The organism is Burkholderia sp. COPS, assembly GCF_019425585.1.
Taxonomy (GTDB): domain Bacteria; phylum Pseudomonadota; class Gammaproteobacteria; order Burkholderiales; family Burkholderiaceae; genus Burkholderia; species Burkholderia cepacia.
Genome location: NZ_WIXR01000001.1, coordinates 49,297 through 75,678, shown reverse-complemented (window position 1 = coordinate 75,678; position 26,382 = coordinate 49,297). Strand labels below are relative to the sequence as shown.

Here is a 26,382-nt window from a genome sequence, read left to right as displayed (position 1 = left end):
GCTCCTTCAGAGGGTGATGCCGGTTAACGAGTGGATGGTGCGCCGGTAGCGTTCGACGACCTGCTGTTCGTCGAATTCCGCCGCGACCTTCTGCCGGCCGCGCGCGCCCATCGCGTCGCGTCCGGCCGTTCCGAGTTCGATCATGCGGAGCAGCTGCTCCGCGAGGCTCGCGCTGTCGCGCACACGGCACAGGAAGCCCGTGTCGCCGTCGGCGACGACGTCGCGGCAGCCCGGCACGTCGGTCGCGACGATCGGGCGCCCCATTGCCGATGCCTCCATCAGCGTGCGCGGCACGCCTTCGCGGTACGACGGCAGCACGACGCAGTCGGCCGCCGCGATATGGGGGCGCACGTCGTGCGCTTCGCCGAGATACTCGACGACGCCTTCGCCGACCCACGCATCGACATCCGCGCGGCCGATCGCGCTCGGATTGTCGACGCCGAGCGGCCCGAGCAGCTGGAAGCGCGCGTTCGGGAAGCGCTCGCGCACGACGCGCGCGGCCTCCACGTATTCGCGCACGCCCTTGTCCCACAGCAGGCGGCCGATCAGGATGAAGACGGGGGCGCTGCCGGCCGGCAGCGGCACCGGCGCGAACTGTTCGAGATCGACGCCTTCGCCGTGCAGCAGCCGCGCGCGATCGGGATGCGCGAGCAACTGCTCGTCGGTGAAGGTGGCGAGATCGTCGCGGTTCAGGAACCACACTTCGCGCGGGAAGCGGAACGCGAACCGGTACAGGCGCTTCGCGACGCTCGCCGCGCGGCTCTTCTGGATGAAGACGTAACCAAGCCCCGTCGTCACCGCGATCGACGGCACGCGCGCGAGCCACGCGGCGACCGAGCCGTAGATGTTCGGCTTGATCGTGTAGTGAAACACGAGATCGGGCTGCAGCGCGCGGTAATGACGGAACAGTGCGGCAAGCGTGCCGAGATCCTCGCGTGGGCTCGTGCCTTTCGACGCGACCGCGAGTGCCACGTAGCGGCAGCCCATCTGCTCGAGCAGGGGCACCGTGCGGTCGTGCGGTGCGATCACGATGACGTCGGCGCCGCGCGCGACGAGCGCGCGGATCAGCCCGTGGCGATACGTGTAGATCGCCCAGGCCGTGTTGCAGACGAGCGCGATGCGCAGCGGGGAGGTGGCGGACATGAAAAAAAGAAAAAATAAAGCGTCGAAATGGCCGAAAACGCCGGCAACGCGTCAGGCGGACGGCCGGGCGGCGAACAGCGTCTGCTTGATCCGCTGCAACGTACGGTACGGCGTCACGAAATGCAGCAGGTTCTTGGCGAGGCCGGCCCAGTCGTACGGGTTCAGCGCGTTGAAGTGGCTCAACAGCAGCGTGAGCGTCGACACCAGCTGGCGCCGGCGCTTGGTCGCACTGATCCCGCCCTCGTTCAGTTCGTAATAGAGGCCGAGTTCCGGCAGGTTCGCGCAATCGTAGCGTTGCATTAACCGCAAGAAAAGATCGAGATCCTCGGCCGCACGGTATTTCGCACGATAGTTCCCCACTTCGCGCACGGCGTCGATGCGCAGCATGACCGACGGATGCACGAGCGGCGAGCGCAGAAAGCGCGTGCGGCGCAGCGTGCGCGGATCGGCGGGCGGCGTCAGCATGAAGCGCGGTTCGCCGGCGCGCGACACGACCTGCGTCCACATGCCGACGCAGGCCACGCGCGGATGGGCGCCGAGATACGCGCGCTCCTTTGCGAGGCGCTGTGGCGCAGCGAGATCGCCCGCGTCGATGCGCGCCGCGAAGCGAAAGCCGCGCGCGGCGAGCGCGTCGATGCCGGCCGCGAGCGCGCGCTCGATGCCGCCGTTCTCCGGCATGCGCAGCACGTCGATCGTGAGGCCGGGCAGGTCGGGCGCGACGATCGGCGGCGTGCTGCCGTCATCGACGATCAGCACGTGCACGGGCGTGTCCTCGCGAAACGATGCGAGGGTCCGAACGACGTCGTCGTGCCCGTTGTAGGCCGGCATCAGCACGGCCACGTCGTCGAGCGGGGTCGGGCAATCAGGGGACGTCATGGTCGCAGCTTGAAACGGATGTAATAAAAGTTGACGGCGGCGGCGGCCAGATAGCCGGCCGCCAGCCCGACGAGCGCGCCGTACAGGCCGAGCCGCGGGATCGCAAACAGGTTGACGAGCGCGGCGATCGCGAGCGCGAGCAGCCATTTCGACAGCAACACGAATTTTGCTTGATATTTGAGAACGATAAGATTGCCTATCGCCTCGATGCCGGCCGGCACCGACAGCCAGACCGCCCAGCGGAAGATGTCGACCGACGCCTCGTAGCCGTGGCCGAACACCTTGCCGACGATCAGCGGGGCGGCGGCGTCGAGCACGAGCGCGCCGGCCGTCATCAGGCAGGCCGTCATCGCGATCAGCCGGACGATGTTGCGGCGCAGCCGCGCGACGTCCTGCACGCGATAGACGAAGGCGGGTGCGATCGTCTGCGCGAGCATCAGCGCGAGCGTGATCCAGTTCTCGTTGAGCTGCTGCGCGGCCGAGTAGCGGCCGAGATCGGCGAACGACACGTGACGCTCGAGCATCAGGCGGTCGAGCTTCAGGAACAGGTACATGCAGATGAGGCCGAGCCAGAACACGGTGCCGGCCGTCGCAAAGTGCCTGAACAGCGGCTTGTCGAACGTCCAGCCGAGCGAGCCGCCGTTACGATGCCGGTAGTACAGCATCAGCGCGAAACCGATGGCGGCGGCCTCGAGCGCCCACAGCCACGCGAAGCGGGCGGGGCCCGCGGCCGCACGGACGAGCAGCCAGACGAGCAGCGCCTTCGCCAGCGCGGTGACCATGCTGGTGACGAGCTGCGGCTTGCTGTAGGTCATGCTCTGCAGCCACGCGTTGATGACGCCGACGAACGGTTCGCGGAACACCATCGTGACCGCCAGGCCGGCGAGCATCGCGCCGACCAGCGGATCGAAGGCGCCCGCGGCGATCGCGATCCAGGTCGCGACGAGCGCGGCGGCGGAGACGGCGATGCGCAGCGCGAATGCGCTGCCGAGTACCGCGCCTAGCTGGGCGGGCGGGCGCTGGACGATGGTCGGGACGAGGATTTCCGCGCCGCACACCCAGGTGAGCGGCGCCAGTACCAGGAGGAGCGTATTCGCATACTGCCATTTGCCGAACACATCCGGCCCGAAATAACGGGCCAGCAGGCCGCTGATCGCGATCGCGACGCCGATCTGCGTGAGCCGTTCGAGCCCCAGCCAGACGAGATTCGCGACGGCCTTCGCGACGTCCGGGTTGCCGAAGCGCTTCAGCATGCGCTGTGGCGGCGTGTGCGCAAGGGGGCCGGCAGGGCGCCCGGGGGCTGCAGGTCGGCGGCGACGGGACGGCTAGGCATTAAAATGGGCGGCATGCGCGTCATCAAAACCCGCGATTATAAGTGGGATCGGGGTGGCTTCCGCCGTTCTGCGCCAGCGGGTGCGCTCCTTGCCGGACGGGCATGTATCATGCGCGGCACCGGCGAGCGGCGGCCAGGCAAGCCAGACAATTTTCCATGCACGCAACTGAGAGAAGTGAATCGATGATCTCCCAATCCATCTTCAAGGCATATGACATTCGTGGCGTGGTCGGCAAGACGCTCGACACCGACACGGCGCGCGGGATCGGCCGGGCATTCGGCAGCGAAGTGCGCGCGCAGGGCGGCGATGCGGTCGTCGTCGCGCGCGACGGCCGCCTGTCCGGGCCGGAGCTCGTCGGCGCGCTTGCCGACGGCCTGCGTGCGGCGGGCGTCGACGTCGTCGACGTCGGCATGGTGCCCACGCCGGTCGGCTATTTCGCGGCGAACGTGCCGCTCGCGCTGAAGGACGGCGAGCGCCGCGTCGATTCGTGCATCGTCGTCACGGGCAGCCACAACCCGCCCGACTACAACGGTTTCAAGATGGTGCTGCGCGGCGCCGCGATCTACGGCGAGCAGATCCAGGCGCTGTACCGCCGCATCGTCGACGAGCGCTTCGAAACGGGCAGCGGCTCGTACGAACAGTTCGACGTGGCCGACCAGTACATCGCGCGCATCGTCGGCGACATCAAGCCGGCCCGCCCGATGAAGCTCGTCGTCGACGCCGGCAACGGCGTGGCCGGCCCGCTCGCGACGCGCCTGTTCAAGGCGCTCGGCTGCGAACTCGTCGAGCGCTTCACCGACATCGACGGCACGTTCCCGAACCACCACCCCGATCCCGCCCACCCGGAAAACCTGCAGGACGTGATCCAGGCGCTCAAGGACACCGACGCCGAGATCGGCTTCGCGTTCGACGGCGACGGCGATCGCCTGGGCGTCGTCACGAAGGACGGCCAGATCATCTATCCGGACCGTCAGCTGATGCTGTTCGCGGAAGAAGTGCTGTCGCGCAACCCGGGTGCGCAGATCATCTATGACGTGAAGTGCACGCGCCACCTCGCGCAATGGGTGAAAGCGAAGGGCGGCGAGCCGCTGATGTGGAAGACGGGCCACTCGCTCGTGAAGGCGAAGCTGCGCGAGACGGGTGCGCCGCTCGCCGGTGAAATGAGCGGCCACGTGTTCTTCAAGGATCGCTGGTACGGCTTCGACGACGGTCTCTACACGGGCGCACGCCTGCTCGAGATCCTCGCGAAGACGGCCGATCCGAGCGCGCTGCTCAACAGCCTGCCGGACGCGATGAGCACGCCCGAACTGCAGCTCTGGCTCGACGAAGGCGAGAACTTCCGCCTGATCGACAAGCTGCAGAAGGAGGCGAAGTTCGACGGCGCCGAGGAAGTCGTGACGATCGACGGCCTGCGTGTCGAGTACCCGGATGGCTTCGGCCTCGCGCGTTCGTCGAATACGACGCCGGTCGTCGTGATGCGTTTCGAGGCCGAGACGCAGGAAGGGCTCGAGCGCATCCAGGAAGACTTCCGCCGCGTGCTGACGGCCGCGAAGCCGGACGTCAAGCTGCCGTTCTGAGTGCCGGTGGCGGCGCGGCCGCCACTGGTGCTAAACGCCCCCAGGGCTGGATCCGAAAAGCGGCTCACGCGCATCGCGTGAGCCGCTTTTCGCACTGTGTGCGGCTAGACCGCAATTCCAGTCGCAACGGGGCAGGTTTGTCCCTGTGCCGCAAGCATTCGATGTGATTTTGAGGCCTCGGGTGCCGTCTACGGCCACGCCTGCCTGATCAGATCGAACGCGTTGCGTTGGGCGGGGTGGCAATGTCGAAGTCGAGTGCAGCTTCGCATGGACCTTGCCATTTCGACTCTTCGCGCGCGGCCATGAACGCTTGCCCCGAACGCTGACCGAATTTCGTTTGCTCGCCTTCGCCTGTCTGATTCACACCCGAATCATCGACATTATTTATATAGGTTCATATCGGATCCGGAATCCAGGCGGCCCAGATAGCGCGCAAATACGGGAATATCTGGGTATTCGACGAGTCTGAAGGCTCCCGGGCTGGCATTCATGGCTATTCCGAATATCTGACTCATTCGATCGATGTGGAGTATGCCGACAAGGCGGCTAACACGGAGACGGGTTTGCGCCCTGTTATCACTGCGTCGGTTGGCGCAAGTCAGAAATGGCGGAGGATGCTATACAATGTCCAGTCCGAACATCCCCACCAGCTGTCAACAGAGCATTGACATATGGAAACGATTGCCGCAGGAGCGAGGTTCGATTCACCATATATAAATCAGGAGACAATCACCGAAGCGACGAGGCGCGTCGACGAGGAGGGCCGACGTCTCGGCGTCGGCGGCGGAGGTCTTCATTTCGATACAAGGCGTTTCGCGTTGACGGTCGAATACATGAAAGCGTTCGAGCTTCACCGAGGATATTGTGTCGAAATCGGTAGCCTCGAATACTTGAGCTCCAAAGTGATATGGTCGTTCTTTCCGGGCTCAACCGTCCGCGGCACCGAAAGCGACCTGCGATATGATCCGCTTCCTTTTGCTGACAATTCAGTCGACAACATAATCTGTACCGAGGTCATCGAACATATTTCGGACATTTCTTATCGGCAGGCGACGACGCTGAACGGAATATTCTTTTTCCTCGATGAGGTCTACAGGGTTCTTCGCGTTGGGGGGCGTGCGCTAATATCAACTCCGAATGCGGCCAGCCTATGGGCAATTCAGCGGGCGATGATGCAACAAGTGCCATTGATGTATGACTGGCACTTCCGTGAGTTCACGAAACACGAAATGCGTCAGATCGTTGAATATGCCGGATTTGAGATCGTTGAACATAACGCCGAGTTTGTATGGCATTTATGGGATTTCAGTCCGGTTGAAGAGTTCTTGAGGAACTCAAACTACGAATTGTCTGACCGGGGGGATGATCAGTTCATGATCATCGAGAAGCCGGCCCAGCGAATCCGGAGGCCGCACGATCTCAATCTGCCGTCCAAGAAAATCTGGAAAGAAGGTGGCCTGCGGCGGGTCAAGAATCAAATTCGACGAAAGCTATATAACCTCGACCTCAGGCTAAGACTTGCGGCGAGGCGATTCGCCGCGCGTAATTAATGTACGAAACCAAATGTTCCGGCGGGGAGAAAGCGGCGTAAGCATCCCCGCCGCTCGCCAGTGTCTGATCCGGCCCCTTGATGCGGCCACGTCTCGAGATCCTGCACGCAACCGAGTGAGACGGTATGCCGAAACGGCTCTGCGGCCGATTGTGATCAGCGCACGATGGGTGGACCAGGGGCGATTCGTGGTGTGAGAAAATTGGCGCAACCCGCAACATGCGCTTGCGCCCCTTCCCGATTCGACCCGTCAACATGCTCGGAGCACTCCGCACCTTTCTTGCGCTGATCGTCATGGCCGCCCATCTAGGGCGATGGACTGATCTCACGGCAACATATGCCGTGGCGACGTTCTTCGTGATCAGTGGCTATCTGATGACCGCAACGCTCCATCGCAATTATGGGTTCGGATCATCGGGATTCTTTCGATTCTTCCTGAACCGATTCCTGAGGCTCTATCCGATGTACTGGATTGCAGCCGGCATGTCGGTTTTGCTGATTGCCCTTGAGCCCACGCTTGCGGAGGCATATCACCGAAATTTTCTGTTGCCCGACTCACTGCGATCGTGGGCTCGCTTGGCCATGAACTGGTACTGGCGCCCGGATTTTCCCCTGCCCGGCAAGGCGAGCGTATCGCACGTCGTGCCGCCGGCATGGGCGCTAGCCGTTGAATTTGCGATGTACGTGATGCTCGCATTGGGTGCTGCGCGCAACATCAAAACCGGCGTGCTGTGCCTGCTTGTCGGCGTGTTGTTCCATGTTGCGATGGCTCATGACGTGAACGAGCGGATATATGCGATACCTGCGGCCGCACTTCCGTACGGCATCGGAATATGTCTCTATTTCGCAGTCAAGGCATGTCGGGCTTCCGTCACCACGTATGCCTCGGTTACCGCTACGCTCCTGTACGCAGGATTTATATGCGCGCTGCATTTCCTCCCGCTCGATGCTGCAGGAATCCCTTACTACCTGAATCTGGCGGGATTCGCCGTGGCATTCTTCTTCATCGCATCCGCGACGGAAGGGCGCTATTTCAGATGGATCGATCGAAATATCGGAGGCCTGTCTTACCCGATCTATCTCATCCACTATCAGGCTGCCTTCGCCATCCAGCTCCTTCTTTCTACGAAAGCAACTGGCTGGACGTTGTTCTGGTTCACGCTCCCCTTGGCGGTGGCTTTATCGGCGGCGCTCGAATACTTGAACAGGCAGATAGTTGACCCTTGCAGGAATGTGGTTCGCGCAAAAGGTGGCGTCCTGTCTGGCGGCACACCGGACATGAGCCAATCAGGCACCAGGTGAATTCAAGGTGTCTAGCGGAAACCGAGCAGCGTAAGACGTCCATCGCGGATCAGCTTGCGCAGCATCATCCGCAGGTTGTGCGTGGCGTCGAGCACTGTGTGGATTGCGTCACCCAGCGCGCCCTTGAGTCAGTTCCGATCGAGTTTGCCGTCGATCGCAACGTCCTTGTAGTCGCCTTGTAAAGAGTTGCAGGTTTTACGCGCCAATATGCCCGTTCCCTGCAACTCCCGTATCGTTTCGACCTTGCAGCCTGGCTGTACATGCTTTCAAGGATTGTTCTGGGTCGACTGCTTTCTCGGTTGAGTCGGTGAAGGCGACCAGGAATTCCATCGGGAACCTCGGAAAGTACAAGCAGCCATGCTGGCCCGTCGGCGTCATCTGTTCGCCAACACCGCACCTTCGTTCACCAGTATCGCGGACAGCTTTGCATAGTCGATGTTTTGAACACTGCTTCGCGAATCTATGGCGAGCGCTGCGGCGGCACCGGCCGCCTGACCGGTAATCATGAAGGTCGGCTCGACGCGTATCGATGAATACGCGACGTGCGACGCGGACAGTGCAACCGGCACGAGCAAATTCCGGATCTCGCTGTACTTGGGGGTGATCGATCGATACGAGATCGGGTACGGACGCGGCAGTGGCTGCCAAATGGCGCCTTCGGTACCGACCTGTCCGTCTACCGCAATGCGATTGACCGTATGCTGATCGATTGGGAACGCACCGAGACCAATGGGATCAGAGATCCTGGTTTCCGTGTACAGATCGTGCTGTGTCATCACATAGCTACCGACCATCCGGCGACTCTCCCGTACATAAAGGCGCCATGGGAACCCGCCGTTATCCTGGAACTCGTCCTTGCAGAACCCCCACGAGCGAACGTCTTCGCGTACGTTAGGCGGAATGCGGGGATCCGTCGCGAGAAACGTCAGGAGCGCCAGCGTATAACGCTTGTGCTCCGCCTCGATTTGGCGCCGACCGTTCGCATTCGCATTGGCATACTCCGCGCTTCCCTCGATCTCGTCCGTAGACAGCAGGCCGAGGCTATTGACGTCGAACTTGTTGTTGGGAATCGGAACGTTCGCGATGTAGTTGAACGTCTTGACGATTTCCGGGTGAGCCACGGCGACGCGCCCCAGCAGTTCGAATTCCTTGGGATCGTAGTTGGCCGGTTTGACGACGGGAATCTGGTTTCCCTTATCCGGAGTGAGGCAAAGCCGGTAGCCATATGCCTGCACGGCCGAGTCTGCCGTGCCCGGCGCGCCGAGATTGTTGGGCGCCACATGCGGAAGCAATCCGCTGTCCGGGCGACCTGGCACGACGTAGGGATCCACGCGCGCGCCGTCCTTGATGGAAATGGGGCCAACGCCGGCGAGGGGTTCGCCATATTGTGATTTCGCTTCGCGCCCGAGCGTATGGTCGACGCCGGCCTTCTCGAGCAAATCGCCTTCGTAGCTCGCATCGATGAATATCTTCGCCGCGTAACTATGTCCGTTGCTCGTCTGGACGACCTTGATCTCGTGATTGTCGGTTTGAACGCTCGCCAGTTCGGCACCGTATTCGACGGAAACGGACGGGGCGTCGGCAAGCATCTTCAGCAGAATGCTCTCGGCGACATGCGGCTCGTGAAATATGCCGCCCATCGTCCAGGTCTTCCCGTAGCGCGTGTTTACCGCGTCGACGAAACGATGCGCGAAACCGCCCATTGCCCATAGACGATCCTGGGGATAGGCGTCTGTCACGCCGATCCCGCTCGTCGTCATGCCACCGACGTGTTTCGTCGGTTCCAGAATGACGACCCGCTTTTTCAATTTCGCGGCTTCCAGTGCCGCGGATATACCGCCCGGCGTCGCACCGTAGACGAGGACATCGGCAGGGTCGGATCCCGGCGCCGGAACGGGCATGGCGACGGGCGGAGCGGGTGTCCCCTGTGGTTCGTCGTCCGTACCGTGGCCGCATGCCGCGAGAATGAGCACCGAACCGACCAGCAGCAATTTGCTTGCAACACTATCGAATACTACGAACATGTGACAGCGCGAGTGTTAGAGAAACAGGGTTAGATGAATCGAGCGACGAGGAGCCGGGCTCGGCGAGCGCCTTCATTATTACGACGTATTAAAAACGTTACGGTGTATTACGAAAGGTGCGCGGAGTTTATCACTTGCGGATGACACAAAACTATCGACTGAAACCCTGCGGATCCTTGCCGCGCGAGGCGTGGCGAAACGGGGGCAGGAGAGGGTGAGGGCGGATCAAGGTGCTGGCAAACCGGGGGCGGGGGGCGACGAAGGCCGGCAAGCTGAAAGATGTCGTTGACCGACACCGGAAGCCACTGACAGAAAGGGAGGTCGAGCTGGCGCAGGTCAAGCGTTAGCTGGTCGGGGGCGGAACGGAGCGCGATCTCCTCGAAAGGTTCGCGACGTACTTCGCGAAGCAGTCGAGGTGAGGTGCGGATTGAACAAATACGACGAGACCACCCCGTGCCGCCAATGTGCCGAGCGCTGGGCGTACCGGTGAGTGGCAACCATGTGTGGCGCAAGCGCAAGTCGCCCGAAAGAACGTGGCAGGAACCTCGCCCAGGAAGCGGAAGTGCTCACGGTCCACCGGCGAATCCGCGAAAGTTTTAGGCCCGAGCGTCTGTGGCGATCGCGATCGATGAGGGTTGGTTGTGTCCTGCCGGCCCGAGAGACCCGTACCGCGGTGAAATCGCCGGTTACGCGATGAGCGAACGGATGACGAAACATCTGGTCACGCACGCCGTGTTTCGCGCTGTTTCGACTCGCCGGCCGCCTGCAGGGCTGATTCGCCACACCGATCGCGGGTCGTAACACTGTGCGCTGGCCTATCAACTGCTCGTGAACGGGGTGACCGCTGCTAATTCAATCCGACCTCAGTTTTTCGCCTGTCCGCCCCCCCGGGCGCGATAAAATCGCGTCTTTATGCCTGTCGCCGGCTGCCAGCCGGCGTTTTTTCAGCGTGCAAAAGATCCTGATCGTGCGCGTGTCGTCGCTGGGCGACGTCGTGCACAACATGCCGGTGATCGCCGATATCCGGCGCCGCCACCCCGATGCGCAGATCGACTGGCTCGTCGAGGAAAGCTTCGTCGACCTCGTGAAGCTCGTCGACGGCGTGCGCAACGTGCTGCCGTTTTCGTTGCGGCGCTGGCGCAAGAAGCCGTTCTCGGGCGCCACGTGGCGCGAGATCCGCGCGTTCCGCCAGCGCCTCGCGGCCGAGCAGTACGACCTCGTGATCGATTGCCAGGGTCTCATCAAGACGGCCTGGGTCGCGAGCTGGGCGCGCGGCCCGCTCGTCGGGCTCGGCAACCGCACCGACGGCGCCGGCTACGAGTGGCCCGTGCGTTTCTTCTATCGCAAGCGGGTGCCGATCGCGCCGCGCACGCACGTCGTCGAGCGCTCGCGGCAACTCGTCGCGGCCGCGCTGGGCGACCCGGCGCCGACGCCGGCCGACCCGGTCGACTTCGGCCTCGATACGCGCGCGGCGGCGCTCGCGGTGGCCGCGCTCGGCCTGAACCTGCCGGTGCCGTACGTGGTGTTCGTCCACGCGACGTCGCGTGCCGACAAGCAGTGGCCGGACGCCGCGTGGATCGAGCTCGGTCAGGCGCTCGTGCGGCGCGGCGCATCGCTCGTGCTGCCGTGGGGCAACGACGCGGAGCGCGCGACCAGCGAGCGGCTCGCGAAGGAATTCGGCGCGGCGGCGATCGTGCCGCCGAAGCTGTCGCTGCCGGCCGTGGTCGGCCTGATCGACGGCGCGGCCGCGACCGTCGGGGTTGACACAGGTCTGGTTCACATCGCGGCGGCGCTGAAGCGTCCGACGGTCGAACTGTACAATTTCGCGACGGCCTGGCGGACCGGCGGCTACTGGTCGCCGAACGTCGTCAATCTCGGCACGGCGGGGCAACCCCCGTCGATCGCGCAGGTGAAGTCGGCGCTCGCGGGCTTTGGTCTCCTGTAACGGCCGCCATAGGCACGAACCGGCACGCACCCGCACGCACCGGCACGAATCCGCGCGAACCCAAGCGAACCGATCATGAGCGAATCCCAGATCATCGAAGTCCCGTCCGCCGACTGGAGCGGACACAACCTGTCGGCGCCGCGCGAGCAGCTGCTGGCCGCCGTCGAGGAAGGCAAGGTGCTGTATTTCCCGCACCTGCGCTTCGCGATCGAAGGCGGCGAGGAGGCGCTGCTCGATCCGGCGCTCGCCGACCCGAAACGCAAGAACATCAGCCTCGCGCCGAACGGCGGCGCGCTCGCCGGCGTGCTCGGCGACAGCGTCACGCAGTCGGCGGTGCGCGCGCTCGTCGCGCGTTTCCAGCAGCAGGCCGGCACGCTCGTCGACGGCCTGTTTCCCGAATACCGCGGCAAGCTGCGCGTCGCGCCGACGAGCCTGCGGCTGATGCAGGTCGAGACGCGCCAGACATCCTGGCGCAAGGACGACAGCCGGCTGCACGTCGACGCGTTCCCGTCGCGCCCCAACTACGGCGAGCGCATCCTGCGCGTGTTTACGAACGTGAACCCGGCCGGCGTGCCGCGCGTGTGGCGCGTCGGCGAGCCGTTCGAGGACGTCGCGAAGCGCTTCCTGCCGCGCATCAAGCCGCAGCTGCCGGGTGCCGCGTGGCTGCTGAACCTGCTGCACGTGACGAAGTCGCCGCGCAGCGCGTACGACCACCTGATGCTGAACCTGCACGACAGCATGAAGGCCGATCTCGACTACCAGAAGACCAGCCCGCAGGAGACGATGCCGTTTCCGCCGGGCTGCGTGTGGATATGTTTCTCGGATCAGACTTCGCACGCTGTGATGTCCGGCCAGTTCATGCTCGAACAGACGTTCTTCCTGCCGGTCGACGCGATGGTTCGCCGCGAATGCGCGCCGCTCGGCATTCTCGAACGCCTGAAGGGCAGGGCGCTGGTTTGAGCGCGCACCTGCTTCGACGCAACACGAGGGCCGCCGCATGCTGCGGGTGATCTATCGCGCGCTGTGGTGGCTCATCGCGCCGGCCGCGGTCATCCGGCTCTACGTGCGCTCGCGCAAGGAGCGCGGCTATCGCGAGCACATCGCCGAACGTTTCGGCCACGTGGCGGGCCGCTCGCGCGACGACCGCGCGCCGCTGATCTGGGTGCATGCGGTGTCGGTCGGCGAGACGCGCGCCGCGCAGCCGCTGATCGACGCGCTGATGCGCGCGCGTCCCGATGCGCACATCCTGCTCACGCACATGACGCCGAGCGGTCGCGCGACCGGCGAACAGATCTTCGGCGATCGTGTGCTGCGCTGTTACCTGCCGTACGACATGCCAGGCGCGGTGCGGCGCTTCCTGCATGCGTGGCGGCCGACGCTCGGCCTCGTGATGGAAACCGAGGTGTGGCCCACGCTGATCGACGAGTGCCGCCGCGCGGACGTGCCGCTGGTGCTGACCAATGCGCGGATGTCCGCGCGTTCGTTCCGGCGCGCGGCGAAGTTCGGCGCGGCGACGCGCGACGTGTTCGGCGGCTTCTCGCGCGTGCTCGCGCAGAGCCCGGCCGATGCGGAGCGGTTGACGTCGCTCGGCGCGCGCAACGTCACCGTGCTCGGCAATCTGAAGTTCGACATGACGACGCCGCCGGAACTGGCGGCGCGCGGCCATGCGTGGCGCGACGCGATCGGCGCGCGGCCCGTGTGGGTCGCCGCGAGCACGCGCGAGAACGAAGAGGCGCTGGTGCTGCAGGCGTTCGCCGCGATGCGTACGCCCGGCGCGCTGCTGGTGCTCGTGCCGCGTCATCCGCAGCGTTTCGCCGAGGTCGAGGCGCTCGTCGGGCGCAACGGGCTCAAGTGCGTGCGACGCTCCGCATGGGCGGCCGACGCGGCGGCACTCGCGGCCGGCCGTCCGGCCGCCGAGCCGCTGCCGGACGACGTGACGGTGCTGCTCGGCGATTCGATGGGCGAGCTCGGCGCGTATTACGCGGCCGCCGACATCGCGTTCATCGGCGGCAGCCTGCTGCCGCTCGGCGGACAGAACCTGATCGAAGCGTGCGCGGTCGGCGTGCCGGTACTGATCGGGAAGCACGTGTTCAACTTCACGCAGGCGACCGCCGACGCGGTCGCGGCCGGCGCGGCACTGCAGGTCGAGGATCCGCTCGATCTCGCGCACGTGCTCGACGCGCTGTTTGCCGACAACGCGCGGCGCATCGCGATGGGCGCAGCCGGCGCGGCGTTCGCTTCGCGTCACCGCGGCGCGACCGCGCGCACGGTCGACGTGCTCGCCGCGCTGCTGCCGCCCGCCGAAGCCGGCGCGCATGCGCTGCCGGGCGTGCAGGACGCCGCCGACGACGCATAGACGGCGGGCGGCGCGATGCCGCCCCGGCACGCGTGGCGGCGTCGCAGCGCGCCGCCACGCCGCTCACCTCACACCGTCAGCAAACCCTTCTTTTCGATGAACGCGATCACGTCCGCGACGCCTTCGAGCGCCTTCAGGTTCGTCATCACGTAAGGCCGCTCGCCGCGCATCTTCCTCGTGTCGGACGCCATCACGTCGAGGTTCGCGCCGACCAGCGGCGCGAGGTCGGTCTTGTTGATCACGAGCAGGTCGGACTTCGTGATGCCGGGGCCGCCCTTGCGCGGAATCTTCTCGCCGCCCGCGACGTCGATCACGTAGATCGTCAGGTCCGACAGCTCGGGGCTGAAGGTCGCCGCGAGATTGTCGCCGCCCGATTCGATGAACACGATGTCGGCGTCGGGAAAGCGCGACAGCATCCGGTCGACGGCCTCGAGGTTGATCGACGCATCCTCGCGGATCGCCGTGTGCGGGCAGCCGCCCGTCTCGACGCCCATGATGCGCTCCTCGGGCAGCGCGCCGGCAACCGTCAGCAGCCGCTGGTCTTCCTTCGTATAGATGTCGTTGGTGATCGCGACGAGGTCGTAGCGCTCGCGCATCGCCTTGCACAGCATTTCGAGCAGCGTGGTCTTGCCGGAGCCGACGGGGCCGCCGATGCCGACGCGCAGCGGCGGCAGTTTCTTCGTGCGGCGGGCGGGGGAGGGTGCGGGTGCGTTCATGGCGTGTGTCGTGTTCAGGAGCGGAACAACCGCGAATACTGGGTTTCGTGCCGTGCGGACAGGATGCCGAGCTGCGGCGCGAACGTGTTGACGGCGTCGGGCGGCGTCGCGAGCGCGCGGCGTACGGCCGCGTCGATCGCGCCGCGCAGCGCGACGATGATGCGTTGCCCGGCGAGCTGGCCGAGCGGCACGGCCTTCAGCGCGGCGGACGTCTGGTTCTCGACCCAGCCGAATGCGTACGCGGCGAGCACGGCGTCGGCGCTCGCGTCGTGCGCGGCGGCCGCGTAGGCGAATGCGGTCGGCAGCGCGATCGGCGACATCGCCGCGAGCGTCGCGCGGCGCGCGGCATCGCCCCATTCGAGCGACGCGCACAGTTGCGCGAGTGACCAGCCCATCTGTTCGGTCTCGCGGCGCAGTTCCGCCGATTCGCGGCTCGCGACGAACCATGCATTTTCGGCGACGAGCGCGTGCGTGTCGTGCGCGTGCCAGCGCGCGAGCTGGTGCGCGAGGAACGGCAGCTCGCCGTGCGCGAGCACGTCGGTCAGGCCGCTGGCGATCCAGTTGCGCGCGGAATCGGCGTCGTGGATCAGGTTCGCGTCGAGCGCGGCTTCGAGGCCCTGCGAATAGCTGTACGCGCCGATCGGCAGCGCCGGCGACGCGAGATGCAGCAGCGCGACGAGTTCAGTGGTGGTCATGGCCGTGGCCGTGCGTGCATCCGGGACCATGCTGATGATCGTGATCGTGATCGTGATCGTGCGAGTGCGAGTGCGAGTGCGAGTGCGAGTGCGAGTGCGAATGGCCGTGATGCTCGCCGAACACCTGCTGCGCAAGCGCGTAATCCTCGGCGAACGTCGCATCGTGCCCGTGTTTGTGTCCGCCGCCATACGCGCCGGCTTCCGGCTGGAACGGCGCCTGCGTTTCCTCGACCTGCGTGCCGAGCCGGCGCAGCATGTCCGCGAGCACCGGGTCGGCCTCGAGCTTCAGGTAGCCGTCGCCGATCTCGACCGGCGTATGACGGTTGCCGAGGTGGTACGCGGCACGCATCAGCGTGAGCGGATCGGCCGCGCGCACGCGCAGCACGGTTTCGGCGGCCGCGGCGATGCGCACGAGCGCGCCGTCGTCGGCGACGAGCACGTCGCCGTCGCGCAGGATCGTGCCGCGCGGCAGCAGCACTGCGACGTCTTCGCCGGTGTCGAGCGTCGCCGCGAGGCGGCTCTTGCAGCGGGCGTCATAGGCGAGCGTGAGCGTCGGCGCGCGTGCGACGAGTGACGCGGCGAGTTTCACGTTCGGGGCGATACGTTTGTCGAGGGTGCGCATGAAACAGGAACCGGAAACCGGCCATCAGAACAGGAAATAGCGCTGCGCCATCGGCAGCACCGTGGCCGGCTCGCAGGTGAGCAACTGGCCGTCGGCGATCACGTCGTAGGTTTCGGGATCGACGCTGATCGACGGGCGCCATGCGTTGTGGATCATGTCGGCCTTCGTCACGTTGCGGCAGTTGCGCACGGGCACGATCCGCTTCGCGAGGCCGTAGCGTTCCGCGATACCGGCATCGGCCGCCATCTGCGACACGAAGGTCAGCGACGTGCGTGCGAGCGCACCGCCGCGCGTCGCGAACATCTCGCGATAGTGGACCGGCTGCGGCGTCGGGATCGACGCGTTCGGGTCGCCCATCTGCGCCATGGCGATCATCCCGCCTTTCAGGATCATCGACGGCTTGATCCCGAAGAACGCAGGTTCCCACAGCACGAGGTCGGCCCACTTGCCGGGTTCGATCGAACCGACTTCGTGCGCGATGCCGTGCGTGAGCGCCGGGTTGATCGTGTACTTCGCGACGTAGCGCTTCGCGCGGAAGTTGTCGTTACGCGCGTTGTCTTCCGGCAGCGCGCCGCGCTGCACTTTCATCTTGTGCGCGGTCTGCCAGGTGCGGATGATCACTTCGCCGACGCGGCCCATCGCCTGCGAGTCGGACGACAGCATCGACAGCGCGCCGAGATCGTGCAGGATGTCCTCGGCTGCGATCGTCTCGCGGCGGATCCGCGATTCGGCGAACGCGAGATCCTCGGCGATCGACGGATCGAGGTGATGGCACACCATCAGCATGTCGAGATGCTCGTCGAGCGTGTTGATCGTGTACGGGCGCGTCGGGTTGGTCGACGACGGCAGCACGTTCATCTCGCCGCACACCTTCAGGATGTCGGGCGCGTGGCCGCCGCCCGCGCCTTCGGTGTGGTACGTGTGGATCGTGCGGCCCTTGAACGCGGCGACCGTCGATTCGACGAAGCCGCCTTCGTTCAGCGTGTCGGTGTGGATCGCGACCTGCGTGTCGGTGTCGTCGGCCACCGACAGGCAGTTGTCGATCGCGGCGGGCGTCGTGCCCCAGTCCTCGTGCAGCTTCAGCCCGATCGCGCCGGCCGCGATCTGCTCGACGAGCGGCTCGGGCAGGCTCGCGTTGCCCTTGCCGAGGAAACCGAGGTTGATCGGCCAGCCGTCGGCGGCCTGCAGCATCCGCTCCATGTGCCACGGGCCCGGCGTGCAGGTCGTCGCGTTGGTGCCGGTCGCCGGCCCCGTGCCGCCGCCGAGCATCGTCGTGACGCCCGACGCGAGCGCCTCGTCGATCTGCTGCGGGCTGATGAAGTGGATGTGCGTGTCGATGCCGCCCGCCGTCACGATCAGCCCTTCGCCGGCGATCACTTCGGTCGCGGCGCCGATCGCGATCGTCACGCCCGGCTGGATGTCGGGGTTGCCGGCCTTGCCGATCGCGGCGATGCGGCCGTGCTTGATCGCGATGTCGGCCTTCACGATGCCCCAGTGATCGAGGATCACCGCGTTCGTGATGATCGTGTCGGGCACGTCGGCGGCCACGCGCTGCGACTGGCCCATGCCGTCGCGGATCACCTTCCCGCCGCCGAATTTCACTTCCTCGCCGTAGGTCGTGTAATCGCGTTCGATCTCGATCAGCAGTTCGGTATCGGCGAGCCGGACGCGGTCGCCCGTCGTCGGCCCGAACATTTCCGCGTACGCGCGGCGGCTCAAGCGTAATGTCATGTGCTGTTCCTGAAGAGCGGGGCGCGGCTTACAGCGGCCCCATCACCTTGCCCTGAAAACCGTAGACGGCACGATCGCCCGCGAGTGCGACCAGCTCGACGGTGCGCGTCTGGCCCGGCTCGAAGCGCACGGCGGTGCCGGCCGCGATGTTCAGGCGGAAGCCGCGCGCGGCCGCGCGATCGAACGACAGCGCGTCGTTGACTTCGAAGAAGTGGTAGTGCGAGCCGACCTGCACCGGGCGGTCGCCGGTGTTCGCGACGACGAGCGCGAGCGTCGCGCGGCCCGCGTTCAGTTCGTGTTCGCCGTCGTCGGTGAGGATTTCGCCGGGGATCATGCGGGGCCTCACGGAATCGGGTGATGGACGGTCACGAGCTTCGTGCCGTCGGGGAAGGTCGCCTCGACCTGGATGTCGGGAATCATCTCCGGCACGCCGTCCATCACGTCGTCGCGCGTGAGCAGCGTCGTGCCGTAGTGCATCACCTCGGCGACCGTCCTGCCGTCGCGCGCGGCTTCCATCAGCGCGGCGGTGATGAAGGCGACTGCCTCCGGATAGTTGAGCTTCAGGCCGCGTGCGCGACGGCGCTCGGCCAGCAGCGCCGCCGTGAAGATCAGCAGCTTGTCCTTCTCTCGGGGAGTCAGTTTCATGAAGGCAAACGTTCAGTAAAACGTAATTTTTATCGGTGCGTGGGCAACGTGGCGAACGCGCGGGTCATCGTAGCACCGCGCCGTTTTGCGTGCGTCGTGTATCGGTTATGTAAGCAGCAAGGCGCGTGCCATGTGCATGGAACGCGGCGCGATGCGCGTTCCTGGTGCGCGATGCATGGGCAACGTGCAGCGTCGGCCGTGGCGCTGCATCGAAACGGTGCGTGGTGCGACCGTGCTCAGGTTTGCCAGAGGCGCAGCGGCCGTGCGTCGACGCCGTGCACGATCGGCCGCAGATACAGCCAGCAGTCGGTGAAGTGGCGTTGCAGCGCCTCCATCGACGTCGACAGCGCGCGCACCAGCACGACGCCGGGTGTCACGCAGGTCGCGCTCGCGCGCAGCGTGTCGTCGAACGGCATCCGCGCGGCGAGCGATTCGGCGAGCGCGGCGTCGCACGCGGCGCCGGCGGCCCACAACGTGCCGTATACCGGAAAGCCGGCAAGGCCCTGCAGCGCACCGCGCAGCGGATCGTGCGCGTCGAGCAGCGCGCGTTCGGTCCACAGCGGCCGACCGTCGGCATCGACGAGCGCCGCGCTCGACACGATGCGCCCGGCCGACCAGGTTTCGCCAGCCGCTTGCCGGCCGAGCTGCGTCGCGTCCCAGCCGATCGCGCTCGCGCCGTTGCCGAGCGTCACCTTGAAGTCGAGCGCGGCGTGCGCCGCGTCGAAGAACAGGTTGTTCTGCGGCAGCCAGTCGAGCCTCGCGTGCGCGCCGACCGTGATGCCGATGCGCTGCGTCGCATCGAGACCGTTCGACTTGTACCACTTGGTCGCGCCGGGCGTCGTCAGCACCGCGTGCGTGCCGTCGCCGAGCGCGATGTCGATGTCGAGCCGGTCGCCGCCCGCGACGCCGCCCGGTGGGTGCACGATCACCGCGTGGCAGATCGCGTCGCCTTCCGGATACAGCGGCCGCTGCACGCGCAACGGGCCGTCGTGCAGCCGGTGGGCGAGCGTCGTGCGTGCGCCGTGCCGCTCGAAGCCGAGTTCGAGGCGGCCGCGCCACGACTTGGCGACGGCGGGGCGGGACAGCGGAGCGTGGGAATCGGGGGCAGACATCGGCGGGAAGCAGGGGACGGACGCAGGGATCGAGAATGCTACCGCAACACTATACGCCCGGGTGTTCCGGTTGCTGAACGCGGTGAAGCGGTGAAGCTGATAGGCGATGAAGCCGGCGATCGCATGACGTACATCGATCGCCGGCACCGCGCAGCGGCGCAATCGTGCGCCGCGTGCGTCGCTACACCGCGATCAACTCGCGCACGCCGTTCGCTTCCATGTCCCGCGCATCACCCCCCGCGACGATCTCGCCGCGGCTCATCACCCAGTAGCGATCCGCGATCGAGCGCGCGAAATCGTAATACTGTTCGACGAGCAGCACGGTCATCTTCGATTCGTCGACGAGCTGGCGCAGCGTGCGCCCGATGTCCTGGATGATCGACGGCTGGATGCCTTCGGTCGGCTCGTCGAGGATCAGCAGCTGCGGCTCGCTCATCAGCGCGCGGCCGATCGCGAGCTGTTGCTGCTGGCCGCCCGACAGGTCGCCGCCGCGCCGCGCGCGCATGTCCTTCAGCACCGGGAACAGGTCGTAGATGCGGTCGGGCACTTTCGACGGCGCCTTGCGGCTCGCCGCGCCGACGAGCAGGTTCTCCTCGACGGTGAGCCGCGGAAAGATGTCGCGGCCCTGCGGCACGTACGCGAGCCCGGCCGCGACGCGCGCATACGGCGGCATCGCGCCGAGCGCGGTGCCGCGCCACGACACGCTGCCGCTCTTCGCGGCGACGACGCCCATCAGGCAGCGCAGCAGCGTGCTCTTGCCGACGCCGTTGCGGCCGAGCAGCACGGTGAGCTTGCCGTCGTCGGCGGCGAGGCTCACGTTGCGCAGGATATGGCTGCCGCCGTAGTACTGGTTCAGTGCTTCGATCTTCAGCATCGCATCAACGTCCGAGATAAGACTCGATCACCGCGTCGTCGCGCTTGACCTGGTCGAGGGTGCCTTGCGCGAGGACCGCGCCTTCGGCCATCACCGTCACGCGGCCCGATTCGCCCGCGAGCGCCGCGACGAATTCCATGTCGTGCTCGACGACCATCATCGAGCAGGTGCCGCGCAGCGTGTTCAGCAGCTCGGCGAGCTCCATCGTCTCGTGGTCGGTCATCCCGGCCGCCGGTTCGTCGAGCAGCAGCAACGCAGGGCGCTGCATCAGCAGCATGCCGATCTCGAGCCGCTGCTTCTGCCCGTGCGACAGCTCGCCCGCCGCGCGATACGCGTCGCTTTCGAGGCCGATCAGCGCGAGCGTCTCCTCGATCTTCGCCTGCGCGGTGCGGTCGAGCCGCGCGCGCAGCGACGCGAGCCAGCCCTTGTCGGTCTGCATCGCGAGTTCGAGGTTTTCCCACACCGGATGCTGCTCGAACACGGTCGGCTTCTGGAACTTGCGGCCGATGCCCGCGCGCGCGATCTCCGGCTCGTTCATTCGCGCGAGGTCGATGGTCTGGCCGAGAAACACCTTGCCCGCATCGGGGCGCGTCTTGCCGGTGATCACGTCCATCATCGTCGTCTTGCCCGCACCGTTCGGGCCGATCACGCAGCGCAGCTCGCCCGCGTCGATCGCGAGCGACAGCTTCTTCAGCGCGCGGAAGCCGTCGAAGCTCACCTCGATATCCTCGAGGTAGAGGATCGTGCCGTGCGACGTGTCGATGCCCGGCGGCACCACGCGTCCCATCGATGCGGTGCCGCTGACGGCGAGCAGCTCGTCCTCGGGCGGCGGCGTAAACTGGTAGAGGGCCGTTCCGTTCATGCACGTTTCCCCTTCGCGAGCACGGTTTCGACGAGGCCCATGATCCCTCGCGGCAGCAGCAGCGGCACGAGCACGAAGATCAGGCCGAGGAAGAACAGCCAGTATTCGGCGAAGTACGCGGTGAAGAAACTCTTCGCGCCGTTCACCGCGAACGCACCGACGATCGGCCCGATCAGCGTGCCGCGCCCGCCCACCGCGACCCAGATCGCCATTTCGATCGAGTTGCCGGGCGACATCTCGCCGGGGTTGATGATGCCGACCTGCGGCACGTACAGCGCGCCGGCGATGCCGCACAGCACGGCCGACACGGTCCACACGAACAGCTTGTACGCGAGCGGGCTGTAGCCGAGGAACATCAGCCGCGTCTCGCCGTCGCGCACTGCGGTGACCACACGCCCGAGCTTGCTGGTGACGATCGCGCGCGCGGCGATGAACGCGAGCACGAGCGTCGCGAACGTCAGCAGCAACAGCACCGTGCGCGTGCCGGGCGACGTGATCGCGAAGCCCGCGATGCGCTTGAAGTCGGTGAAACCGTTGTTGCCGCCGAAGCCCGTCTCGTTGCGAAAGAACAGCAGCATCGCGGCGAACGTCAGCGCCTGCGTGATGATCGACAGGTACACGCCTTTCACGCGCGAGCGGAACGTGAAGAAGCCGAACACCCAGGCGAGCACGGCCGGCACGAGCACGACGAGCGCGAGCGCCCACGCGAGATGCTGCGTGCCGCTCCAGTACCACGGCAGCTGGTGCCAGTCGAGAAACACCATGAAGTCGGGCAGGTCGCTGCCGTACTTGCCGTCGCGGCCGATCTCGCGCATCAGGTACATGCCGATCGCATAACCGCCGAGCGCGAAGAACAGCCCGTGGCCGAGGCTCAGGATGCCGCAGTAGCCCCACACGAGATCGAGCGCGAGCGCGGCGATCGCGTAGCACATCAGCTTGCCGGCGAGCGTCATCGCATACGCGGACAGATGGAACGCGCTCGACTCGGGCGCGACCAGCGCGGCGAGCGGCACGCCGATGCCGATCGCGATGCACAGCGCGATCAGCGCGAGCCACGCGCGGCGCGACAGCAGCGCGGGGCGAGGCGGCAGGCCGAGCGCGAAACCGTTCTCCGCACGCGCGGCGGCAGAGGGCTTCGGCGCGTCGGCGAGCGGCTTCGACAACGAATCGGTGATTGAAGTCATGTCACGCCTCCGCGCTGCGGCCCTTCGGGGCGAACATGCCCTGCGGACGCTTCTGGATGAACAGCACGATCATCACGAGCACCGCGATCTTCGCGAGCACGGCGCCCCAGAACGGCTCGATCGCCTTGCTGACGAGGCCGAGCCCGAACCCGCCGAGCACGGTGCCGGCGATCTGCCCGACACCGCCGAGCACGACGGCCATGAACGAATCGATGATGTAGTTCTGGCCGAGGTCGGGGCCGACATTGCCGATCTGCGACAGCGCGCAGCCGCCGAGGCCCGCGATGCCGGCGCCGAACGCGAATGCGTACGCGTCGACGCGTGCGGTCTTCACGCCGACGCACGCGGCCATCCGGCGGTTCTGCGTGACCGCGCGCACGAACAGGCCAAGGCGCGTCTTCGTCAGCACGGCCCACGCGACGAATACCACCGCGAGCGCGAACGCGAGGATCACGAGGCGGTTGTACGGCAGGATCAGGTTCTGCATCACCGTCACGCCGCCGCTCATCCACGACGGGTTCACGACCTGCACGTTCTGCGCGCCGAACAGCATGCGCGTCGCCTGGATCAGGATCAGGCTCACGCCGAAGGTCGCGAGCAGCGTTTCGAGCGGGCGGCCGTACAGGTGCCGCAGCACGAGCCGTTCGAGCACGATGCCGACGAGCGCGGCCACCGCGAACGACACCGGCACGGCGACGAGCGGATACCAGTCGAATGCGCCGGGCGCGTAGCGCTGGATCAGCGTCTGCACGACATAGGTTGCGTACGCACCGATCATCAGGAATTCGCCGTGCGCCATGTTGATCACGCCGATCAGCCCGTACGTGATCGCGAGGCCGAGTGCGGCGAGCAGCAGCACGCTGCCGAGCGACAGCCCCGCGAACAGCGTGCCCGCGATCTCGCCGCGGCGCTGCAGCGAGTGCAATGCGTCGAGCCCTTGCTGGGCGGCGTCGCGCACACGCGCGTCGGGCTCCGCGTAGCTGCCGTCGGCATTCTTCGCGACGAGCGGGCGCAACTGCTCGATCATGTCGAGATCGCTGCGCGCGGCCACGACCTGCACGGCTTCGAGGCGCTTCGCCGGATCGGCGTCGTGCAGCGCGGCGATCGCCCATAATGCATCGAGGCGGCGCTTCAGCGCGGGATCGGTTTCCTTCGCACGGGCGCGGTCGATCATCGGCTTGAGTGCCGGGTCGGGCGACTTCAGCAGCGCATCGATCGCGTCGCGGCGCGCGGCGACGTCGGGCGACGCGAGCGCGAGCCCTGACAGCGCGCCCGCGATTTTCGTGCGCAGCAGGTTGTTCAGCATCACGGGCTGCGCGTCGCCGGCCGGCGTCGCGGCCTGCGAGAGCGCGTCGTGTGCGGTGTCGCCGGACTGGATCAGCAGGCGGCCGTCGCCGGTCGCGAGCGCGTCGCCGCTCGACAGCGCGTTGAGCAACGCGACGGCGCGCGGATCGGGATCGGCGGCGAGCCGTTCGATCGCAGCCGTCTTCGCGTCGAAGTCGTCGCCGGCGAGCGCGGCGGTATCGGCGGCCGTCAGCGCGAACGCGGCGCGCGGCAGCCCGCCCGCGAGGGCGGCGCACGCGACGATCGCGACGGCGGCTCGGCGAAAGCGTGTAGGCATCGGGAAATCCTGTCGGGCGTGGAAGGCGGATGCGGGCGGCGATGCGCGGGCGCTTGCGGTGCGTCGGCAAGCGCGCCCGGTACAGCGGCGCCTGCAAGCGGGCGGAGCATCGCGCCGGTGCGCGACGCCCCGCGTCGCGTCAGGCGAGCGCCGTGCGCTGCCGGCGCAGGAACGCCGGGATCGACGTGACGATGTCCGGCTTGCCCTGGTTACCCGCGATGTACGGGCTCCACGGTTGCGCGCGCACGGCCGTCTTCGTCTTCCACACGACGTTGAACTGCCCGTCGCCGCGGATCTCGCCGATCATCACCGGCTTGTGCAGGTGATGGTTGCCGTCCATCGCGAGCGTGAAGCCCGACGGCGCGGCGACCGTCTGGCCGATCATCGCGACACGCACCTTGTCGACATCGGTGCTCTTCGCCTTCTCGACGGCCTGCTTCCACATGTGGATGCCCACATAGGTCGCCTCCATCGGGTCGTTGGTCACGCGTTTCGCGCCGCCCGGCAGGTTGTTCGCCTTCACCCAGGCGGCGAACTGGTCCTTGAACTTCGTGTTGGTCGGGTTCTTCACCGACATGAAGTAATTCCACGCGGCGAGGTGGCCGACGAGCGGCTTCGTGTCGATCCCGCGCAGTTCCTCCTCGCCGACCGAGAACGCGACGACCGGCACGTCGGTCGCCTTGATCCCCTGGTTGCCGAGCTCCTTGTAGAACGGCACGTTCGAGTCGCCGTTGATCGTCGAGATCACGGTCGTCTTGCCGCCCTGCGAGAAGTTCTTGATGTTCGCGACGATGGTCTGGTAATCGCTGTGGCCGAACGGCGTGTAGACCTCCTGAATGTCGGCGTCCTTCACCCCCTTCGATTTCAGGAACGCGCGCAGGATCTTGTTGGTCGTGCGCGGATACACGTAGTCGGTGCCGAGCAGGAAGAAGCGCTTCGCGCAGCCGCCTTCCGCGCCCATCAGGTACTCGACGGCCGGGATCGCCTGCTGGTTCGGCGCCGCGCCCGTATAGAACACGTTGCGCGACATTTCCTCGCCTTCGTACTGCACCGGGTAGTAGAGCAGCCCGTTCAGCTCCTCGAACACCGGCAGCACCGACTTGCGCGACACCGACGTCCAGCAGCCGAACACGCACGCGACCTTGTCCTGCGTGAGCAGCTGGCGCGCCTTCTCGGCGAACAGCGGCCAGTTCGACGCGGGATCGACCACCACGGGCTCGAGCTTGCGGCCCATCACGCCGCCGCTCTTGTTGATGTCGGCGATCGTCATCAGCGCGGTGTCCTTCAGCGACGTCTCCGAGATCGCCATCGTGCCCGACAGCGAGTGCAGGATGCCGACCTTGATCGGGCCGGTGCCCGCATCGGCCGCGTGCGCGAACGGGCTCTTGCCCGCGAGCGCAAGCGCGCCGGCCATCGAACCGAACTTCAACAGACTGCGACGTTTCATCGGGTTCCCCTTGACGTGTTGGATATGCGTGCGCCTTGACGGCGTCGGCCAACAGATAACGCAAGGCATGTGCCAGTCGTGCGGATGCACGCCCGGCGTGCCTGCGCGGGGCAGGGTGGGGCGCCGGGACGGGGCACATGACGCGTCGTGCAGCATGCGCGGTCCGTCGCGGTGCAGGGTCGCGGGCGGAAATGGTGCACGGTCGGGGTTCCCCGTTCCGGTGCCTGCGTGCGGTGCGGGAACGGTCGTGCACCATGACTTCACGCCAAGCGGGGTGGGGCGGCGCGGTACCGTCGCAGGTCAGACGACGCCGAGACGAACCGGAGCGGGAAAGAAAAACGGGCGCGCCATGCGCGCCCGTTCGGCGGGTCGGTATGACCGGCGGCGATGTGCCGGCCGGTGCGGCGGCGCGCGATGCGCCACCGGCGGGATCAGTAGCGCGGGACGGACGGATCGACGTCGCGCGACCACGCGTCGATCCCGCCTTGCAGGTTGTACAGCTTCGTGAAGCCGCGCGACTCGAGGAACATCGCGACCTGCGCGCTGCGCATCCCGTGATGGCACACGCAGACGATTTCCGCTTCGTCGTCGAGTTCTTCGCTGCGCGCGGGAATCTGCTGCATCGGGATCGACACGCTGCCGGCGATGTGCGCGGTCGCGATTTCCCACGGTTCGCGCACGTCGAGCACGACCGGCGCGGGGCGCGCCTTGTCGCCGAGCCATTCCGCGAGCATCGCGGCGGTCAGGATCTGCATGGAGGCTCCGCT

At 66.3% G+C, this 26,382-nt stretch carries 23 protein-coding genes and 1 pseudogene; 7 read left to right on the top strand and 17 right to left on the bottom strand.

Features of this window, described 5'->3' with window-relative positions; translation table 11 throughout:
* Window positions 1-6 precede the first annotated feature (6 nt).
* The 3 genes from FOZ70_RS00390 to FOZ70_RS00380 are packed head-to-tail and all read right to left on the bottom strand — an operon-like array spanning window position 7 to window position 3,272.
* Complete coding sequence (locus tag FOZ70_RS00390) at window positions 7-1,143, bottom strand: glycosyltransferase family 4 protein (RefSeq protein WP_059619114.1); 1,137 nt, start codon at window positions 1,141-1,143, stop codon at window positions 7-9.
* 51 nt (window positions 1,144-1,194) lie between these two features.
* Window positions 1,195-2,019 (bottom strand): glycosyltransferase, encoded by an 825-nt coding sequence (locus FOZ70_RS00385; protein ID WP_021161709.1) that lies wholly within the window; start codon window positions 2,017-2,019, stop codon window positions 1,195-1,197.
* A complete protein-coding gene (locus tag FOZ70_RS00380; protein ID WP_059590324.1) occupies window positions 2,016-3,272 on the bottom strand; it encodes an oligosaccharide flippase family protein in 1,257 nt (418 codons plus the stop codon). The genes FOZ70_RS00385 and FOZ70_RS00380 overlap by 4 nt, the downstream gene beginning before the upstream one ends.
* Window positions 3,273-3,535: 263 nt before the next feature.
* Here FOZ70_RS00380 and FOZ70_RS00375 point away from each other — a divergent pair, with 263 nt between their 5' ends.
* The 3 genes from FOZ70_RS00375 to FOZ70_RS00365 all read left to right on the top strand — a co-directional run bounded on the left by FOZ70_RS00375 (window position 3,536) and on the right by FOZ70_RS00365 (window position 7,781).
* Entirely contained in the window at window positions 3,536-4,930 is a 1,395-nt protein-coding gene (locus FOZ70_RS00375) for a phosphomannomutase/phosphoglucomutase (protein ID WP_021161706.1), read from the top strand.
* A gap of 671 nt (window positions 4,931-5,601) precedes the next feature.
* Window positions 5,602-6,480, top strand: a complete 879-nt coding sequence (locus tag FOZ70_RS00370) for a methyltransferase domain-containing protein (protein WP_219704731.1) — start codon at window positions 5,602-5,604, stop codon at window positions 6,478-6,480.
* Window positions 6,481-6,734: 254 nt separating this feature from the next.
* A complete protein-coding gene (locus tag FOZ70_RS00365) occupies window positions 6,735-7,781 on the top strand; it encodes an acyltransferase (protein ID WP_175889802.1) in 1,047 nt (348 codons plus the stop codon).
* Between the two features lie 374 nt (window positions 7,782-8,155).
* Here FOZ70_RS00365 and FOZ70_RS00360 read toward each other — a convergent pair whose 3' ends face one another.
* Complete coding sequence (locus FOZ70_RS00360; RefSeq protein WP_081332245.1) at window positions 8,156-9,805, bottom strand: FAD-dependent oxidoreductase; 1,650 nt, start codon at window positions 9,803-9,805, stop codon at window positions 8,156-8,158.
* 106 nt (window positions 9,806-9,911) lie between these two features.
* Between FOZ70_RS00360 and FOZ70_RS37880 the strand changes: the two are divergent.
* The 4 genes and pseudogenes from FOZ70_RS37880 to waaA form a co-directional block, all read left to right on the top strand.
* Window positions 9,912-10,603 (top strand): annotated as a pseudogene (locus FOZ70_RS37880) (IS3 family transposase); the annotation flags it as partial.
* Window positions 10,604-10,721: 118 nt separating this feature from the next.
* Window positions 10,722-11,750 (top strand): lipopolysaccharide heptosyltransferase I, encoded by a 1,029-nt coding sequence (waaC, locus tag FOZ70_RS00355; RefSeq protein ID WP_205713828.1) that lies wholly within the window; start codon window positions 10,722-10,724, stop codon window positions 11,748-11,750.
* Between the two features lie 75 nt (window positions 11,751-11,825).
* Window positions 11,826-12,710: a Kdo hydroxylase family protein gene (locus FOZ70_RS00350; protein ID WP_021161704.1), complete on the top strand. Its 885-nt coding sequence runs from the start codon at window positions 11,826-11,828 to the stop codon at window positions 12,708-12,710.
* Window positions 12,711-12,747: 37 nt separating this feature from the next.
* Window positions 12,748-14,106, top strand: coding sequence for a lipid IV(A) 3-deoxy-D-manno-octulosonic acid transferase (gene waaA / locus FOZ70_RS00345; RefSeq protein ID WP_219704730.1), 1,359 nt, complete (start codon window positions 12,748-12,750; stop codon window positions 14,104-14,106).
* Between the two features lie 68 nt (window positions 14,107-14,174).
* Here the strand turns inward: waaA and ureG are convergent, their stop codons facing one another.
* The 13 genes from ureG to FOZ70_RS00280 all read right to left on the bottom strand — a co-directional run bounded on the left by ureG (window position 14,175) and on the right by FOZ70_RS00280 (window position 26,370).
* Window positions 14,175-14,822 (bottom strand): urease accessory protein UreG, encoded by a 648-nt coding sequence (gene ureG / locus FOZ70_RS00340; protein ID WP_059685657.1) that lies wholly within the window; start codon window positions 14,820-14,822, stop codon window positions 14,175-14,177.
* Between the two features lie 14 nt (window positions 14,823-14,836).
* On the bottom strand, window positions 14,837-15,517 hold the full coding sequence (locus tag FOZ70_RS00335) for an urease accessory UreF family protein (RefSeq protein ID WP_219704729.1): 681 nt from the start codon (window positions 15,515-15,517) through the stop codon (window positions 14,837-14,839).
* A complete protein-coding gene (gene ureE, locus FOZ70_RS00330; protein ID WP_219704728.1) occupies window positions 15,504-16,139 on the bottom strand; it encodes an urease accessory protein UreE in 636 nt (211 codons plus the stop codon). The genes FOZ70_RS00335 and ureE overlap by 14 nt, the downstream gene beginning before the upstream one ends.
* Before the next feature lie 24 nt (window positions 16,140-16,163).
* On the bottom strand, window positions 16,164-17,870 hold the full coding sequence (gene ureC / locus FOZ70_RS00325) for an urease subunit alpha (protein ID WP_124626872.1): 1,707 nt from the start codon (window positions 17,868-17,870) through the stop codon (window positions 16,164-16,166).
* 28 nt (window positions 17,871-17,898) lie between these two features.
* A complete protein-coding gene (locus FOZ70_RS00320) occupies window positions 17,899-18,204 on the bottom strand; it encodes an urease subunit beta (RefSeq protein ID WP_021161917.1) in 306 nt (101 codons plus the stop codon).
* A gap of 8 nt (window positions 18,205-18,212) precedes the next feature.
* Entirely contained in the window at window positions 18,213-18,515 is a 303-nt protein-coding gene (locus tag FOZ70_RS00315; protein WP_006491064.1) for an urease subunit gamma, read from the bottom strand.
* 236 nt (window positions 18,516-18,751) lie between these two features.
* On the bottom strand, window positions 18,752-19,627 hold the full coding sequence (locus FOZ70_RS00310; protein ID WP_219704727.1) for an urease accessory protein UreD: 876 nt from the start codon (window positions 19,625-19,627) through the stop codon (window positions 18,752-18,754).
* A gap of 181 nt (window positions 19,628-19,808) precedes the next feature.
* Entirely contained in the window at window positions 19,809-20,501 is a 693-nt protein-coding gene (urtE, locus tag FOZ70_RS00305) for an urea ABC transporter ATP-binding subunit UrtE (protein WP_124587986.1), read from the bottom strand.
* A 4-nt stretch (window positions 20,502-20,505) separates the two neighbouring features.
* Window positions 20,506-21,363: an urea ABC transporter ATP-binding protein UrtD gene (urtD, locus tag FOZ70_RS00300; protein WP_021161914.1), complete on the bottom strand. Its 858-nt coding sequence runs from the start codon at window positions 21,361-21,363 to the stop codon at window positions 20,506-20,508.
* Window positions 21,360-22,547, bottom strand: coding sequence for an urea ABC transporter permease subunit UrtC (gene urtC / locus FOZ70_RS00295; RefSeq protein WP_219704726.1), 1,188 nt, complete (start codon window positions 22,545-22,547; stop codon window positions 21,360-21,362). The genes urtD and urtC overlap by 4 nt, the downstream gene beginning before the upstream one ends.
* Before the next feature lies 1 nt (window position 22,548).
* Window positions 22,549-24,168, bottom strand: a complete 1,620-nt coding sequence (urtB, locus tag FOZ70_RS00290) for an urea ABC transporter permease subunit UrtB (protein WP_219704725.1) — start codon at window positions 24,166-24,168, stop codon at window positions 22,549-22,551.
* A gap of 139 nt (window positions 24,169-24,307) precedes the next feature.
* Entirely contained in the window at window positions 24,308-25,615 is a 1,308-nt protein-coding gene (gene urtA, locus FOZ70_RS00285; RefSeq protein WP_219704724.1) for an urea ABC transporter substrate-binding protein, read from the bottom strand.
* A gap of 431 nt (window positions 25,616-26,046) precedes the next feature.
* Window positions 26,047-26,370 carry a rhodanese-like domain-containing protein gene (locus tag FOZ70_RS00280; RefSeq protein ID WP_011351193.1) on the bottom strand — a complete coding sequence of 108 codons (324 nt, stop codon included), beginning with the start codon at window positions 26,368-26,370 and terminating at the stop codon, window positions 26,047-26,049.
* Window positions 26,371-26,382 lie beyond the last annotated feature (12 nt).

What these genes read in the sequence shown, in the direction of transcription:
- FOZ70_RS00390 (WP_059619114.1), bottom strand. Translation starts at nt 1,143, where the DNA reads ATGTCCGCCACCTCCCCGCTGCGCATCGCGCTCGTCTGCAACACGGCC.
- FOZ70_RS00385 (WP_021161709.1), bottom strand. Translation starts at nt 2,019, where the DNA reads ATGACGTCCCCTGATTGCCCGACCCCGCTCGACGACGTGGCCGTGCTG.
- FOZ70_RS00380 (WP_059590324.1), bottom strand. Translation starts at nt 3,272, where the DNA reads ATGCTGAAGCGCTTCGGCAACCCGGACGTCGCGAAGGCCGTCGCGAAT.
- FOZ70_RS00375 (WP_021161706.1), top strand. Translation starts at nt 3,536, where the DNA reads ATGATCTCCCAATCCATCTTCAAGGCATATGACATTCGTGGCGTGGTC.
- FOZ70_RS00370 (WP_219704731.1), top strand. Translation starts at nt 5,602, where the DNA reads ATGGAAACGATTGCCGCAGGAGCGAGGTTCGATTCACCATATATAAAT.
- FOZ70_RS00365 (WP_175889802.1), top strand. Translation starts at nt 6,735, where the DNA reads ATGCTCGGAGCACTCCGCACCTTTCTTGCGCTGATCGTCATGGCCGCC.
- FOZ70_RS00360 (WP_081332245.1), bottom strand. Translation starts at nt 9,805, where the DNA reads ATGTTCGTAGTATTCGATAGTGTTGCAAGCAAATTGCTGCTGGTCGGT.
- FOZ70_RS00350 (WP_021161704.1), top strand. Translation starts at nt 11,826, where the DNA reads ATGAGCGAATCCCAGATCATCGAAGTCCCGTCCGCCGACTGGAGCGGA.
- waaA (WP_219704730.1), top strand. Translation starts at nt 12,748, where the DNA reads ATGCTGCGGGTGATCTATCGCGCGCTGTGGTGGCTCATCGCGCCGGCC.
- ureG (WP_059685657.1), bottom strand. Translation starts at nt 14,822, where the DNA reads ATGAACGCACCCGCACCCTCCCCCGCCCGCCGCACGAAGAAACTGCCG.
- FOZ70_RS00335 (WP_219704729.1), bottom strand. Translation starts at nt 15,517, where the DNA reads ATGACCACCACTGAACTCGTCGCGCTGCTGCATCTCGCGTCGCCGGCG.
- ureE (WP_219704728.1), bottom strand. Translation starts at nt 16,139, where the DNA reads ATGCGCACCCTCGACAAACGTATCGCCCCGAACGTGAAACTCGCCGCG.
- ureC (WP_124626872.1), bottom strand. Translation starts at nt 17,870, where the DNA reads ATGACATTACGCTTGAGCCGCCGCGCGTACGCGGAAATGTTCGGGCCG.
- FOZ70_RS00320 (WP_021161917.1), bottom strand. Translation starts at nt 18,204, where the DNA reads ATGATCCCCGGCGAAATCCTCACCGACGACGGCGAACACGAACTGAAC.
- FOZ70_RS00315 (WP_006491064.1), bottom strand. Translation starts at nt 18,515, where the DNA reads ATGAAACTGACTCCCCGAGAGAAGGACAAGCTGCTGATCTTCACGGCG.
- FOZ70_RS00310 (WP_219704727.1), bottom strand. Translation starts at nt 19,627, where the DNA reads ATGTCTGCCCCCGATTCCCACGCTCCGCTGTCCCGCCCCGCCGTCGCC.
- urtE (WP_124587986.1), bottom strand. Translation starts at nt 20,501, where the DNA reads ATGCTGAAGATCGAAGCACTGAACCAGTACTACGGCGGCAGCCATATC.
- urtD (WP_021161914.1), bottom strand. Translation starts at nt 21,363, where the DNA reads ATGAACGGAACGGCCCTCTACCAGTTTACGCCGCCGCCCGAGGACGAG.
- urtC (WP_219704726.1), bottom strand. Translation starts at nt 22,547, where the DNA reads ATGACTTCAATCACCGATTCGTTGTCGAAGCCGCTCGCCGACGCGCCG.
- urtB (WP_219704725.1), bottom strand. Translation starts at nt 24,168, where the DNA reads ATGCCTACACGCTTTCGCCGAGCCGCCGTCGCGATCGTCGCGTGCGCC.
- urtA (WP_219704724.1), bottom strand. Translation starts at nt 25,615, where the DNA reads ATGAAACGTCGCAGTCTGTTGAAGTTCGGTTCGATGGCCGGCGCGCTT.
- FOZ70_RS00280 (WP_011351193.1), bottom strand. Translation starts at nt 26,370, where the DNA reads ATGCAGATCCTGACCGCCGCGATGCTCGCGGAATGGCTCGGCGACAAG.